General features: G+C 39.0%; 14 protein-coding genes. 9 read left to right on the forward strand and 5 right to left on the reverse strand.

The features are described from left to right. Positions 1–73: 73 nt before the first annotated feature. On the forward strand, positions 74–1,354 hold the full coding sequence (gene serS, locus CMT41_RS08505; protein ID WP_057180899.1) for a serine--tRNA ligase: 1,281 nt from the start codon (positions 74–76) through the stop codon (positions 1,352–1,354). A 405-nt stretch (positions 1,355–1,759) separates the two neighbouring features. On the opposite strand, the gene CMT41_RS08510 is transcribed toward serS, so the two are convergent. After that, positions 1,760–2,728: an integron integrase gene (locus tag CMT41_RS08510; protein WP_058027020.1), complete on the reverse strand. Its 969-nt coding sequence runs from the start codon at positions 2,726–2,728 to the stop codon at positions 1,760–1,762. A 299-nt stretch (positions 2,729–3,027) separates the two neighbouring features. Between CMT41_RS08510 and CMT41_RS08515 the strand changes: the two genes are divergently transcribed. The 5 genes from CMT41_RS08515 (at position 3,028) to CMT41_RS08535 (ending at position 5,738) form a co-directional block, all read left to right on the forward strand. After that, the gene (locus CMT41_RS08515; protein ID WP_058027021.1) at positions 3,028–3,486 is read left to right on the forward strand and encodes a hypothetical protein; all 459 of its coding nucleotides are present in this window, start codon (positions 3,028–3,030) and stop codon (positions 3,484–3,486) included. A gap of 130 nt (positions 3,487–3,616) precedes the next feature. Then, entirely contained in the window at positions 3,617–3,847 is a 231-nt protein-coding gene (locus tag CMT41_RS08520; RefSeq protein WP_058027022.1) for a hypothetical protein, read from the forward strand. A gap of 148 nt (positions 3,848–3,995) precedes the next feature. After that, positions 3,996–4,328 carry a type II toxin-antitoxin system RelE/ParE family toxin gene (locus tag CMT41_RS08525; RefSeq protein WP_057183197.1) on the forward strand — a complete coding sequence of 111 codons (333 nt, stop codon included), beginning with the start codon at positions 3,996–3,998 and terminating at the stop codon, positions 4,326–4,328. Further along, the gene (locus CMT41_RS08530) at positions 4,315–4,629 is read left to right on the forward strand and encodes a helix-turn-helix domain-containing protein (RefSeq protein ID WP_057183175.1); all 315 of its coding nucleotides are present in this window, start codon (positions 4,315–4,317) and stop codon (positions 4,627–4,629) included. The genes CMT41_RS08525 and CMT41_RS08530 overlap by 14 nt, the downstream gene beginning before the upstream one ends. A 752-nt stretch (positions 4,630–5,381) precedes the next feature. Beyond that, complete coding sequence (locus CMT41_RS08535) at positions 5,382–5,738, forward strand: hypothetical protein (RefSeq protein WP_058027023.1); 357 nt, start codon at positions 5,382–5,384, stop codon at positions 5,736–5,738. A 318-nt stretch (positions 5,739–6,056) separates the two neighbouring features. Here the strand turns inward: CMT41_RS08535 and CMT41_RS08540 are convergent, their stop codons facing one another. Both CMT41_RS08540 and CMT41_RS08545 read right to left on the reverse strand, forming a co-directional pair. Beyond that, positions 6,057–7,121 carry an IS91 family transposase gene (locus tag CMT41_RS08540; RefSeq protein WP_058027024.1) on the reverse strand — a complete coding sequence of 355 codons (1,065 nt, stop codon included), beginning with the start codon at positions 7,119–7,121 and terminating at the stop codon, positions 6,057–6,059. After that, entirely contained in the window at positions 7,114–8,028 is a 915-nt protein-coding gene (locus tag CMT41_RS08545) for a tyrosine-type recombinase/integrase (protein WP_232300043.1), read from the reverse strand. Before CMT41_RS08545 ends, CMT41_RS08540 begins: the two co-directional genes overlap by 8 nt. Before the next feature lie 492 nt (positions 8,029–8,520). Between CMT41_RS08545 and CMT41_RS08550 the strand changes: the two genes are divergently transcribed. The 3 genes from CMT41_RS08550 to CMT41_RS08570 all read left to right on the forward strand — a co-directional run bounded on the left by CMT41_RS08550 (position 8,521) and on the right by CMT41_RS08570 (position 11,955). After that, on the forward strand, positions 8,521–9,270 hold the full coding sequence (locus CMT41_RS08550; protein WP_058027026.1) for an FRG domain-containing protein: 750 nt from the start codon (positions 8,521–8,523) through the stop codon (positions 9,268–9,270). 518 nt (positions 9,271–9,788) lie between these two features. Further along, positions 9,789–10,325, forward strand: a complete 537-nt coding sequence (locus tag CMT41_RS08560) for a hypothetical protein (protein WP_058027028.1) — start codon at positions 9,789–9,791, stop codon at positions 10,323–10,325. A gap of 1,099 nt (positions 10,326–11,424) precedes the next feature. Then, the gene (locus CMT41_RS08570) at positions 11,425–11,955 is read left to right on the forward strand and encodes a hypothetical protein (RefSeq protein WP_058027029.1); all 531 of its coding nucleotides are present in this window, start codon (positions 11,425–11,427) and stop codon (positions 11,953–11,955) included. A 319-nt stretch (positions 11,956–12,274) separates the two neighbouring features. On the opposite strand, the gene CMT41_RS08575 is transcribed toward CMT41_RS08570, so the two are convergent. Next, positions 12,275–13,339 (reverse strand): IS91 family transposase, encoded by a 1,065-nt coding sequence (locus CMT41_RS08575; RefSeq protein ID WP_058027030.1) that lies wholly within the window; start codon positions 13,337–13,339, stop codon positions 12,275–12,277. Beyond that, complete coding sequence (locus CMT41_RS08580; protein WP_232300043.1) at positions 13,332–14,246, reverse strand: tyrosine-type recombinase/integrase; 915 nt, start codon at positions 14,244–14,246, stop codon at positions 13,332–13,334. Before CMT41_RS08580 ends, CMT41_RS08575 begins: the two co-directional genes overlap by 8 nt. Positions 14,247–14,433: the final 187 nt, after the last annotated feature.

Consider the following 14,433-nt stretch of genomic DNA (forward strand, 5'->3'; position numbering starts at 1 on the left):
ATATAGAACAAACGTGGCTTATACTTAAAAAAATACGATTTTAATAACTTTATAAACAAGAATGTGAACAATTATGCTTGATGCAAAACTGCTTAGAACTGATTTAGACAATATCGCTCAACAACTGGCTAAACGTGGCTTTGAATTAGATACCGCGACGTTAAGTGCATTAGAAGAGCAACGTAAAGCACTGCAAATAAAAACGCAAGAGCTGCAAGGTGAGCGTAACTCACGTTCAAAATCTATTGGCCAAGCGAAAGCCCGTGGCGAAGACATTGCGCCCTTGCTTGCTCATGTAAGTCAGCTAGGTGAGTCACTTGATGCGACAAAAGCGGAGCAAGATGACGTATTAGCTAAAATTGATGCTATCGCTAGCGCGATACCAAATTTACTCGATGAATCAGTGCCCGATGGTAAAGATGAAGATGACAACGTAGAGTTAAAGCGTTGGGGCACACCACGCACTTTTGATTTTGAAATTAAAGATCATGTGGATTTAGGCTTCGCTATCGATAAAGGTTTAGATTTTGAAAGTGGTGCCAAATTAGCGGGAACACGTTTTGTTGTTCTGCGTGGTAAAATCGCCAAATTACACCGTGCTTTAGCGCAATTTATGCTCGATGTACATACCGAAGAACATGGTTATGTAGAAATGTACGTACCGTATTTAGTGAATGCGGCCTCGTTATATGGTACGGGACAATTACCTAAATTTGGTGAGGATTTATTCCATACCGAGTTGTCAGGTAAAAAATTCTCATTAATTCCCACTTCAGAAGTGCCTTTGACTAATATTTATCGCGATGAAATTGTTGATGAGAGTGAATTACCGATTAAAATGACCGCACACACACCTTGTTTTCGCAGTGAAGCGGGCTCTGGTGGTCGTGATATTCGTGGACTTATTCGCCAACATCAATTTGATAAAGTTGAAATGGTGCAATTGGTTAAACCTGAAAACTCAATGGCCGCTCTTGAAGAATTAACGGGCCACGCTGAAGCTATTTTAGAAAAGCTAGAGTTACCGTACCGTACCATGGCATTATGTAGTGGTGATGTTGGCTTTAGTGCCATGAAAACCTTCGACTTAGAAGTATGGTTGCCGGCACAAGATACGTATCGTGAAATTTCATCTTGTTCGAATATGGGCACTTTCCAAGCACGCCGTATGCAAGCACGCTTTAGAAATAGTGAAACCAATAAACCAGAATTATTACATACCCTTAACGGCTCAGGCTTAGCCGTAGGGCGTACCCTAGTTGCCCTTTTAGAAAACTACCAGCAAGCCGATGGTAGTATTAATATCCCAACGGTACTACAACCCTATATGGCTGGTGTAACTAACATAGCTTAATACCCTTTTAGTTATGTTAGCTAGCTAGGTACGTTAGCTAAAAACCAAAACGCGACTCAGTTATCTGGGTCGCGTTTTTTTGTGATTTATACCAAGTCCATTAAGTTAGTTCCCACTCAGAACTTGCCAGCGGTTTGAGAACAAATAGAATTTTTTTGCATATAGTCACTCTATATGAAAGAAATTCTGTGCGGTTACCGAATCGCTGGAAAGCTCCCGAAGGGCGAGTTTAAAAGGCTTACATGCTGCGTTATTGATTTTGATAAGGGAGTAACCATTATCTACAATCAATGCCTAGCCTCTAAGACTTTTAATTCTCGCTGAGTGGGAAGAAACTTATTGGAATTGGTATTACCTTCATCTACATTGCACTATTACTTAGCCCTGCGAATTTATCATCACTGACTATAAATCAGATAAAGGGCTACGGACACCATTGGCTCCCGATTGAATCACATGAGTATAAATTTGTGTTGTGCGAATATCACTATGGCCTAATTGTTCTTGTACTGTTCTAATATCAGCGCCACGTTGCAATAAATGGGTGGCAAATGAATGGCGTAGTGTGTGGCATGAGACGACCTTTTCGATGTGTGCTAATTTAGCAGATTTCTTAATTGCTTTTTGTAATGAGCTTTCGTCAATATGATGTCGACGAACTTTATTATTGTCGTGAGGATCACGACTTAATCTTGCTGAAGGGAATAAATAATGCCAACCAAACTCTTTAGCCGCTGTTGGATATTTTTTCTTTAAAGCAAAGGGCAGCCAAACTCCTTGATAATGCGTCGAATTGCTATCTAATTCGAAATATTTTTTACAGAGATCTATTTGTAATTTTAATGGCTCCACTAATTCTTTTGCTAAAGTCACCCTGCGATTTTTGCCGCCTTTTCCTTGCCAAACCAAAACTGACATATAGTCAAAATCTATATCTTGTACTCGTAACCTAACAGTTTCCATAAGTCTTAACCCGCTACCATACATAATATTGGCTAATAGCCAATGTTGAGTATCAACCAAGCTGAGCAAAGATGCGGTTTCACTTTTAGTTAATACCACGGGTAATTTAGCTTGTCGCTGCGATTTATTAAAATTTAATGACAATGACAGAGGGGATCCTAAAAACTCACGATATAGAAATACTAATGAATTAAGGGCAATTGTTTGTGTCCCTGGTGCAACATTTTCTTCGTTGGATAAGTAAGTTAAATATTGTTCAACTTCTTTATTACCCAGTTTTGATGGATGTTGCTTGTTGTTGAAAATAATATATCGCTTGATCCAATAAATGTAAGTTTGAATAGTCCTTTTAGCAAATCTACGTGTGATCATAAATTCACCGATGCTATTTAAAAGTAAAGATTCAGACATAGTAAAAATAAATATTTAATAGCTGTGTTTGTATACAGTATAGCTGGAATTATAAATGTGTCTTTGATAGACAGAATATTTCCGTAATGTACGCAATAATGAAAAAGTTAAAACTTTATTAAAGTCTTTGATATTAAATATGAAAGAGAGTATTTTAGTATGAATTAAATATCATGATAGATGGAAAAAGTCCGTGTTTAAATACGGAATTATTCTCTATATTAAGCTGTTATGTTTATACAGCACTAGCTGTATACGTTACGATTTTTTCATCATAAAAAAGCAGGAGCTTTGAATAAATGCAAATTACTGCAATAAAAATACCAGCAACCATTAAATTGTTGCGCCTCTTTAAGAGCAATCTTGTTCTAGCTAACGCCTTATCTCTTCTCATAATTGCAATACACATGGGGATGTCTTTGTCCTCTGGGGATTTTTCAATATTATCCGCAGGAGGTGGGTTATTGTCCCTCATATCTCTATTACTCTTCCTAAGTTACACAATACCTACTGATGAAAATGAGTACCTAAGCTACTTAAAGATAATTTACCCCTTAGACCACGAAAAAGGTGTGTTAGGAGAACAGAAAACTACTATAAGCTTACTACAAGAGGAAAGACGTAGTGTCTTAGGTAATAAACTTATGTCAGTACAATCCTACTACCTTGTATGGTCTATTATAGGCACTTTAATATGGGCTTATGGTGGTTTCTTAAAAACAGAACACTTCCAAGCAATATTTAACTGTGGTGGTTAAAATAAACATAACAAGAAAATCAACAAGGACACGTAACAGTTGACTACGTTTCGCTTCGCTACACAATTTTAGCCAACCATTACTTAGCCTGTTATTTAGGCGTTAGTTGTACACGCATTAAGGAGTTTTTGTGCATCAATCAAATGTTTCAAAGTGGATTTTGTTAGCGACCTGTTTAATCGCGATTCTAGCTGGCATTTTTCAAATAGGTAAGTTACTTGGTCTTGCTATTTACTCCAATGCTTTTAGTGTCAATTCAATCGAAATTTGGCAAGTAGGCCTAATTAGCTCTGGTATTTGGGGCGTATTTGAGTTTGTAAGAACTATGAAAAAGCTGCAAACTTCACCCAAGTACAACTAACAAGGGTTTTCAAGACGGACAAATTACAGTTGGCTTTTTGTTCGTGCCTCACTTATTTTAGCCAACAGCAATTTGCCGCTTAAAACGGCGTTATAGCTCAATCATATCCCATCTTGTTTTCTATACGCGATTTGCGTATACTTTCCTCATGAAATGTATATTTGTAGAATCAAAAATATTTGAGAAATACCGAGATGACCACCTCAGTGATGAAGAGTTTAGACTGTTTCAAGCTGAGCTAATGTCAAACCCGAAGAAGGGTGATGTGATTCAAGGTACTGGTGGTTTGCGGAAGGTTCGAGTTGCAAGTAAGGGTAAAGGAAAACGTGGTGGTTCCCGTGTTATTTATTACTTCCTTGATAAAAAGCGACGTTGCTATTTACTTCCTATTTATGGAAAAAGTGAAATGTCGGATTTAACCGCAGATCAAAAGAAACAGTTAAAGGTTTTTATGGAGGTATGGCGTAATGAGCAATCGTGATTTATTTACAGAATTAAGTTCCGCTCTTGTTGAAGCAAAAGAACATTCAGAGGGGAAAATCACCCTTAAAACGCATCATGTCAACGATGTAAGTGAACTTGATATTTCACCTAATGAAATTGTACATATTAGAGAAAAATTTAATATGTCACGTGGTGTGTTTGCTAGTTTGCTTCATACATCTTCTCGTACGTTAGAGAACTGGGAGCAAGGACGCAGTGCTCCAAATGGGCAAGCAATAACACTTTTGAAATTAGTGCAACGTCATCCAGAAACTCTCACGCACATTGCAGAGCTATAACAAGCAATTCAACGTGACACGCAACAGTTGGCCGCGTTCACTCCGTTCACAAGTATGGCCAACTATTACTTAGCCCGTTAATTGGGCGTTAGTTGGCTAATAAAAAAGATCGTCTAAGTGCTAAATAATTCAGTTTCACCAATTCACTGTTTGGTGCTTTACCGCGAATAAGTTAGTCACTTTCATCACGTTTCTGAAAGGTGTATTAGCGTAACTATTCACTCTAAATAGTGAGTGTAATGGCTCAAATTCACGGTTTGGTATTTTCATTACGGTGCGTTTAAGTTATTGTTGTATTTGGTGAAAGTGTGTTGCAACTAACAAGCAAATCAACTGGGACACGTAACACTTGCTCGGTTCCACTTCGTTTCACATTGTAGCAAGTATTACTTAGCCCGTTATTTGGGCGTTAGTTGGCTAATAAAAAAGATCGTCTAAGTGCTAAATAATTCAGTTTCACCAATTCACTGTTTGGTGCTTTACCGCGAATAAGTTAGTCACTTTCATCACGTTTCTGAAAGGTGTATTAGCGTAACTATTCACTCTAAATAGTGAGTGTAATGGCTCAAATTCACGGTTTGGTATTTTCATTACGGTGCGTTTAAGTTATTGTTGTATTTGGTTAAAGTGTGTTGCAACTAACAAGCAAATCAACTGGGACACGTAACACTTGCTCGGTTCCACTTCGTTTCACATTTTAGCAAGTATTACTTAGCCCGTTATTTGGGCGTTAGCTATACAAGGAGAGTTTGGTGTTTGATTGGATCAAAAAAAGAACGTCAAAAAGCATTTGGTATTTATTAGCAACTATAGTTGTTGCCTGTGCAGCTGGACCAGAAATTATAATAAGTATGGAGCTCATGGTATTGGTGGAGTTTCTTGGTGCTTCAACATTCGTATTCATGTATGTAACAGGATTAAAACTATTCTTCTCAAATTTACTCAATAAATTAAATCAATTCGAGTCAGGGACTTTCTTTTTCATTCCGTCACTGGATACATTAAAACAAATGCCTGCTATAGCTATTCATGCAATGCCTGAACGTACTACAAGTATTGGGTTTGTTGGCTTTACTTCTTTGACCGCATTATATGTATTATTAAGGTAGGTTTTGGCGGCTCAGTATAGCTAATAAACAAGGATAGGTTGCGCGCAGCCGCAACTTTATCCTGTTGTTGAACAAGCTCGGTCGATTAGCTGTACTCTTTATAGGAAATATATAAATACTGAGGTAGGTGGCTTTTAATGCCATGGTTGTTGGTGTTTTTTTAGGGCGAGTACCGCCACAATCGCAACATAACCCTTTGCAATTTTCGGTACAAAACCTGGTTGTTTTTACATCGCTAACCCTCAATTCATTCATATTGATGCTGGTGAATAAACAGCATTACGCACACAAATCCCTCTGTTAATACACATCCTTGTTTTATCTCGTTCCATCTAAGATGATTTTATTGGCAATGCGCATTAGGTAAAGCTCCATCGGTTGATGGCATTTGTCACAACACACCGGTTTTTTAATCACTGGCTGCAGCGGTGGCAAGTTAACGTTTAATTGCAGCTGCAAACGTTTTAATGTTGCTTTGGCATTGCCGTGTAAAAAACCATAATTACGCGCTCGCCTGAATCCTTTGGGCAAAACATGTTGTATTACTCGCCACAAAAACTTACAAGCATGCTCGGTGATGGTTTTAAACGTTTTACTCTTACTGTCTTTATACTGAAAACTGACCTCATCATTTTCAAGTGCGAGAATATTGTTTTCGCTAATCACGCCGCGATATAAATACCGAGCGAGGTAGGTTAAGGCTTCATTGCCTTTGCCGACATATTCGCAGTCAGCATTCCATTCGCTGGGCGTTTTGCTTGGTAGGTAGTACGAGGCATCTTTCATCATCGCTATAAACTTACCGCGAAAGACCTTTGCTAAGTTATCCGCAGTAAAAAGGTATTTACCTGTTTTGGTTAGCCAGCACGTTTTACTTTTGTTTAAACCTCCAGCGGGCACAATAAAATGCACGTGGGGATGAAAATCAAGCTGCCGAGAATGCGTATGTAATACCGCGACTAAGCCGTTGCATTCACCGAGTTTTTTATCGTTCTTAAAGAACGCATCCAGCGTTTCTTTTGCCGCAAGAAACATGGCCTGATACGCCCACTTTTGATGAGACCAAACAAAAGGGCGTAACTGTGCTGGTAAGGTAAAGGTGGCGAGGTAGTAATCGATCGGCAATAGTTTTTGTTGCTGCATCGCTAACCAATGACTGTTGCACTTATGTTGACACGATGGGCAATGACGATGACCGCAAGAGGGCAAAAGGGTTTTATCTTCATGGCAATCACCGCAGTGGTATAACATCGCTCCCGCAGCAGATGTATGACAGGCTATAATTTGTTTAAGCGCGTAGTGGTGTTTGGCTTGTAACTTTTTACCGTAGCGCTGTTCAAACATAACGTGATATTTATTGGCAATGGTTGCTAAGTTAATCATGGTTTTGCTCCTGCCAATGAATACTCAACGTATTGATAATGCTATTAAGCATTATCGCACTGTTGTGTTTGGCTTCTTGGGTCATGCGGGTATACCTGGCGGTAGTGATTGGACTTGCGTGACCCAGGAACACTTGAATAGCACGTAAACTCAAACCGTGCTCAAACAGGTGTGTCGCAATGGAATGGCGCAGGGTATGGACATGAACATTCTTACTAATACCGCAGTCTTTCGCGACAATTTTAATGGTTTTTTGTACGCCCCCCTTGTCCATCAGCCAAGGTTTGTCGGTATTATTCTTAGGGTCAACCCTGCCAGGAAACAGTAAACTTGGATGGCGGTGAGTTTGCCAATAGCGTCGTAAGGCCAATAAGGTTGTTTGCGGTAAAGGCACTAGTCGGTCACGTTTAGATTTAGTATTACGTACATGCACCTGCATTAATTCACTGTCGATATCGGCAATGGTCAAGTTGAGCGATTCACTTAAGCGTAAACCTAAGCTGTAGGTAGTGAGGTAAAATACCTGATAGCGGAATTTACGGGTGGTATTGATAATCGCCGCCACTTCGTTAAGGGATAATACTGCTTGAATGACTTGTTGTTTGGGCGGTTTAACAATGTTAACCCAGACCCAAGGCCGACCTAAAACATGGCGATATAAAAACTGAATGGCGCAACGACTAATTTTAACCATGCTCCAGGATTTATGTAGCACTAGGTAGTGAAAATAAGTCTTAAGTTGCTCGGTGGTTAAGTTAACAGGGCAGACATCAAAGAAGGTGGCCACTTGGCGAATACAGCGACTATAACTGTCGATGGTTTTATTACTTTTTCCTTGTAAGGTCAGTTCGTTAAGGTAAGATTGGTAGATTGAATTAAAGTGAGCTTGCTCTTGTGTATTCATCATGAATACCTCCAGTTAATCACCGCCTTTGTTGACGGATAGTTTAAGTAGAGACGAGGTTTGCTTTTTCTGCCGCATAGCGGCTTCGTTCAACAAGCAAATTAATCAGGACAAATAACAGTTGGTTTTTGCTCCTGCGTCGCTTATTTTAACCAACTGATATTTGCCCATTATTAGGGCGTTAGTTGGCTAATAAAAAATATGGTCTAAGTGCTAAATAATTCAGTTTCACCAATTCACTGTTTGGTGCTTTACCGCGAATAAGTTAGTCACTTTTATCACGTTTCTGAAAGGTGTATTAGCGTAACTATTCGCTCTAAATAGTGAGTGTAATGGCTCAAATTCAGGGTTTGGTATTTTCATTACGGTGCGTTTAAGTTATTGTTGTATTTGGTTAAAGTGTGTTGCAACTAACAAGTAAATCAACTGGGACACGTAACACTTGCTCGGTTCCACTTCGTTTCACATTTTAGCAAGTATTACTTAGCCCGTTATTTGGGCGTTAGCATTCTTTATTGGAGTATCATTATTAATAGTATTACGGTAATAAAAAGCATTAGTGATTTAATTGACATAGCTGATAAATTACCATCGGATGATTATGTTAGAGGTTGGTTTTATCGTGGACAAGCTGATGCAAATTGGGAGTTAGAACCAAAAGCTCATCGAGCTCCACATAATCTAGGTGATAAGTTTACATTTAAATTTAAAATGTGGTTAAAACAAGCTTATAAGTATCCAGAAATGGAATATGAAAATGACCTAGAGGCAATGGCAATAGCTCAACATCATGGCTTTGCAACCAAACTCTTAGATTGGTCTTCAAATATATTAACTGCTGCATTTTTTGCATGTAATAATAGTTTCGATAAAGATGCAAAAATTTATGCATATTATCCAACGCAATATGCATATTTAGAGCCTGATGTTCTTGTTCCTGGTGGTGAGCCAGAAAGAGTAATTGGGTATCAACCTAAAGGCGTTGCTTCTAGACTTCAAGCTCAGTCTGGTTATTTTACATATCATAAAGATCCAGAGTTCAAAATTGAAAACTCATTTTTTGAGCCTGAAGGCCACTACACTTTATATGAATGGGTAATACCAGCTGAATTTAAAACTTCAATAATTCTTATGCTTGATCGCTTATCGGTTAACTATAAAACCTTGTTTCCAGATTTAGACGGTTTGTCTAAGCATCATTGTTTACTGGATGAAGTTAAGGCAATTGTTAAGCGAAATAGTTAATTTAGACGAATGCTAACAAGGCATTTAAACGGAACAAAAACAGTGGGTTATGTTTCGCTTCGCTACACATTTTAACCCACTGTTTTTGTCCGCTTAATGCGGCGTTATTGGGCACCGCTAATTCAAGTGAATTTTTTATTGTAAAAGCGGTGTTTATTAAATTGGTTTGGCATGTGTTTCGGTGAGTTTTCGCCATTATCTTTTAGGTAGTAACCAGCGAAAGTAGACCTCATTTGTCCATTTAAGGTTTGGTGAGTTCGCTTCAATAAGGTAATTTGAGTGGCTCAAAGTTCAACCTTTAAAGTGTAGCGGCGCTGGGCACTTTTTAGAACTAGGCTCGGGCTGCCATAAACGGTAATGTGTTTGGTGGTGTTGGCACTTTGCCTCAACCATCCACTAACAAGGGCATTCAAACGGACAAATAACAGTTGGCTTTTGTTCGTGCCTCACAATTTTAGCCAACTATTAACTTGCCGCTTAATAGCAGCGTTAGATTTAATCACGGAATATTTATCTGCATGAGTACAAATAAACACCCTTTAGAGATCGGAGCTTGGTTAGCTACAATTATTAGTTCAGGAATAGCATTGTATTTTCTTTTCCCGCTATCGAATTCAGAAGTTATAAAAGTCGACAAACCAAGAGTTGAATTACATCAACAAGCCCCATCACAGGAGAAGAATCCTTCTAGTGGTAACGTAAATAAAATAAAACAAGTTAAATCCCATGTTAAATTTATAACGGAAAAAGAATGTTCCACGAAAGAAGCATTGATATCAAAATATAAACTATCAAGAACATTATCAACATATGACAAAAGAGATTCCGCTTATGCTTATTTAATTGATGAGTACCTTTGTCACAATGACTTTGAAGAAGCCATGAATATCGCATCAAAATTATCTACTTATGATTTACGTGACGATAACTACATGAAGATAATCAAGTCACTAGTATTGGTAAAAATCACACCACTAGCAATTGAGCTATCATCAAAATTGAGTACATATGATAAAAGAGATGAAGCTAAGAGAATTATAATTAATGGGGTATAAATCTAACAAGTTGCTCAAACGGACACGTAACAGTTGGCCATCGCTCCGCGATTATAGCCAACATTACTTAGCCGCTTAGCAAAGCGTTATGTTTTTATATATTATTTGTTCTTGTATCATTGAGGATAACTATTTGATATTATTTTTGAAATGGTAAAATTAGCACTCAGCCTATTGTGTAAAGGGACAACCTTTTACAGAGTTGGCAGAGTGGCTTATCGCACTGGCTTTATAACCCAGCGAGGGGAAACCCTCCACAGGTTCGAATCCTGTACTCTCCGCCAAGCCTCTTTCAGATTCGTTTGAAGGAGGCTTGTTCGGTTCTGGCAGCCCCAAAACATAACAAGAAATTAAACAAGGACTAAAAACAGCGGGCTGTTCGCTCCGCTCCATTTTAGCCCACTATTTTTAGCCTGTTAATTGGGCGTTAGTTGGCTAATAAAAAATATCTTATAAGTGCTAAATAATTCAGTTTCACCAATTCACTGTTTGGTGCTTTACCGCGAATAAGTTAGTCACTTTCATCACGTTTATGAAAGGTGTATTAGCGTAACTATTCGCTCTAAATAGTGAGTGTAATGGCTCAAATTCAGGGTTTGGTATTTTCATTACGGTGCGTTTAAGTTATTGTTGTACTTGGTGAAAGTGTGTTGCAACTAACAAGCAAATCAACAGGGACACGTAACACTTGCTCGGTTCCACTTCGTTTCACATTGTAGCAAGTATTACTTAGCCCGTTATTTGGGCGTTAGTTGGCAATCAAAAACTATTTCCTAAGTGCTAAATAATTCAGTTTCACCAATTCACTGTTTAGTGCTTTACCGCGAATAAGTTAGTCACTTTCATCACGTTTCTGAAAGGTGTATTAGCGTAACTATTCACTCTAAATAGTGAGTGTAATGGCTCAAATTCACGGTTTGGTATTTTCATTACGGTGCGTTTAAGTTATTGTTGTACTTGGTGAAAGTGTGTTGCAACTAACAAGCAAATCAACTGGGACACGTAACACTTGCTCGGTTCCACTTCGTTTCACATTTTAGCAAGTATTACTTAGCCCGTTATTTGGGCGTTATATGTTCATTCATAGAAAGGAGTTCTTTTGAAATATTTATTAATACCAACAATTTTATTTTTTACACCCGTTACTTTATACGCAATGGACCATAGCGGCCAGACTGGCGGATTAGGCTATTCCACATCAAATGTAAATAATATTGATACTTCTCTTGTGGTAGCTTTTGTGGATAATGCAAAGCTAGCTTGTCAAACCAAAGATAAATCGAAATTTTTTAATCTATTTTCTTATAAAGTAAATCATGAACTTTATCGCGATAAAGTTGATCGTAATAAAAGGTACGGCATAAGCTCCCATACAGGTAAAAAACTTGAACGGTATATGTCCGTATTGTGTAAAGGATTCAGTGATATTAGCGCTATTGGCTATGAAATTAACTTTTTCTCAAACCCAACTATGTATAATTACGGTATTCTTGATTTTAAAAAAAAGCTAGATTCTAAAGTAGAGGAACCAGTGTGGTTCACGCGGCTATGTGTTTACAAAGAGGGTCTTTGTACTCTTTCTCTTAGAGCTATTGTGGAGAAAGGGGCACTTAGAATTGACGAACATTAATAGGTTAAGTGGCTTGAACATATAATAAACAAGGATAGGTTGCGCGCAGCCGCAACTTTATCCTGTTGTTGAACAAGCTCGGTCGATTAGCTGTACTCTTTATAGGAAATATATAAATACTGAGGTAGGTGGCTTTTAATGCCATGGTTGTTGGTGTTTTTTTAGGGCGAGTACCGCCACAATCGCAACATAACCCTTTGCAATTTTCGGTACAAAACCTGGTTGTTTTTACATCGCTAACCCTCAATTCATTCATATTGATGCTGGTGAATAAACAGCATTACGCACACAAATCCCTCTGTTAATACACATCCTTGTTTTATCTCGTTCCATCTAAGATGATTTTATTGGCAATGCGCATTAGGTAAAGCTCCATCGGTTGATGGCATTTGTCACAACACACCGGTTTTTTAATCACTGGCTGCAGCGGTGGCAAGTTAACGTTTAATTGCAGCTGCAAACGTTTTAATGTTGCTTTGGCATTGCCGTGTAAAAAACCATAATTACGCGCTCGCCTGAATCCTTTGGGCAAAACATGTTGTATTACTCGCCACAAAAACTTACAAGCATGCTCGGTGATGGTTTTAAACGTTTTACTCTTACTGTCTTTATACTGAAAACTGACCTCATCATTTTCAAGTGCGAGAATATTGTTTTCGCTAATCACGCCGCGATATAAATACCGAGCGAGGTAGGTTAAGGCTTCATTGCCTTTGCCGACATATTCGCAGTCAGCATTCCATTCGCTGGGCGTTTTGCTTGGTAGGTAGTACGAGGCATCTTTCATCATCGCTATAAACTTACCGCGAAAGACCTTTGCTAAGTTATCCGCAGTAAAAAGGTATTTACCTGTTTTGGTTAGCCAGCACGTTTTACTTTTGTTTAAACCTCCAGCGGGCACAATAAAATGCACATGGGGATGAAAATCAAGCTGCCGAGAATGCGTATGTAATACCGCGACTAAGCCGTTGCATTCACCGAGTTTTTTATCGTTCTTAAAGAACGCATCCAGCGTTTCTTTTGCCGCAAGAAACATGGCCTGATACGCCCACTTTTGATGAGACCAAACAAAAGGGCGTAACTGTGCTGGTAAGGTAAAGGTGGCGAGGTAGTAATCGAGCGGCAATAGTTTTTGTTGCTGCATCGCTAACCAATGACTGTTGCACTTATGTTGACACGATGGGCAATGACGATGACCGCAAGAGGGCAAAAGGGTTTTATCTTCATGGCAATCACCGCAGTGGTATAACATCGCTCCCGCAGCAGGTGTATGACAAGCTATAATTTGTTTAAGCGCGTAGTGGTGTTTGGCTTGTAACTTTTTACCGTAGCGCTGTTCAAACATAACGTGATATTTATGGGCAATGGTTGCTAAGTTAATCATGGTTTTGCTCCTGCCAATGAATACTCAACGTATTGATAATGCTATTAAGCATTATCGCACTGTTGTGTTTGGCTTCTTGGGTCATGCGGGTATACCTGGCGGTAGTGATTGGACTTGCGTGACCCAGGAACACTTGAATAGCACGTAAACTCAAACCGTGCTCAAACAGGTGTGTCGCAATGGAATGGCGCAGGGTATGGACATGAACATTCTTACTAATACCGCAGTCTTTCGCGACAATTTTAATGGTTTTTTGTACGCCCCCCTTGTCCATCAGCCAAGGTTTGTCGGTATTATTCTTAGGGTCAACCCTGCCAGGAAACAGTAAACTTGGATGGCGGTGAGTTTGCCAATAGCGTCGTAAGGCCAATAAGGTTGTTTGCGGTAAAGGCACTAGTCGGTCACGTTTAGATTTAGTATTACGTACATGCACCTGCATTAATTCACTGTCGATATCGGCAATGGTCAAGTTGAGCGATTCACTTAAGCGTAAACCTAAGCTGTAGGTAGTGAGGTAAAATACCTGATAGCGGAATTTACGGGTGGTATTGATAATCGCCGCCACTTCGTTAAGGGATAATACTGCTTGAATGACTTGTTGTTTGGGCGGTTTAACAATGTTAACCCAGACCCAAGGCCGACCTAAAACATGGCGATATAAAAACTGAATGGCGCAACGACTAATTTTAACCATGCTCCAGGATTTATGTAGCACTAGGTAGTGAAAATAAGTCTTAAGTTGCTCGGTGGTTAAGTTAACAGGGCAGACATCAAAGAAGGTGGCCACTTGGCGAATACAGCGACTATAACTGTCGATGGTTTTATTACTTTTTCCTTGTAAGGTCAGTTCGTTAAGGTAAGATTGGTAGATTGAATTAAAGTGAGCTTGCTCTTGTGTATTCATCATGAATACCTCCAGTTAATCACCGCCTTTGTTGACGGATAGTTTAAGTAGAGACGAGGTTTGCTTTTTCTGCCGCATAGCGGCTTCGTTCAACAAGCAAATCAACAGGGACACGTAACACTTGCTCGGTTCCACTTCGTTTCACATTTTAGCAAGTCTTACTTAGCCCGTTATTTGGGCGTTGAGGCTG

Source organism: Colwellia sp. MT41 (genome assembly GCF_001444365.1).
Taxonomy (GTDB): domain Bacteria; phylum Pseudomonadota; class Gammaproteobacteria; order Enterobacterales; family Alteromonadaceae; genus Colwellia; species Colwellia marinimaniae.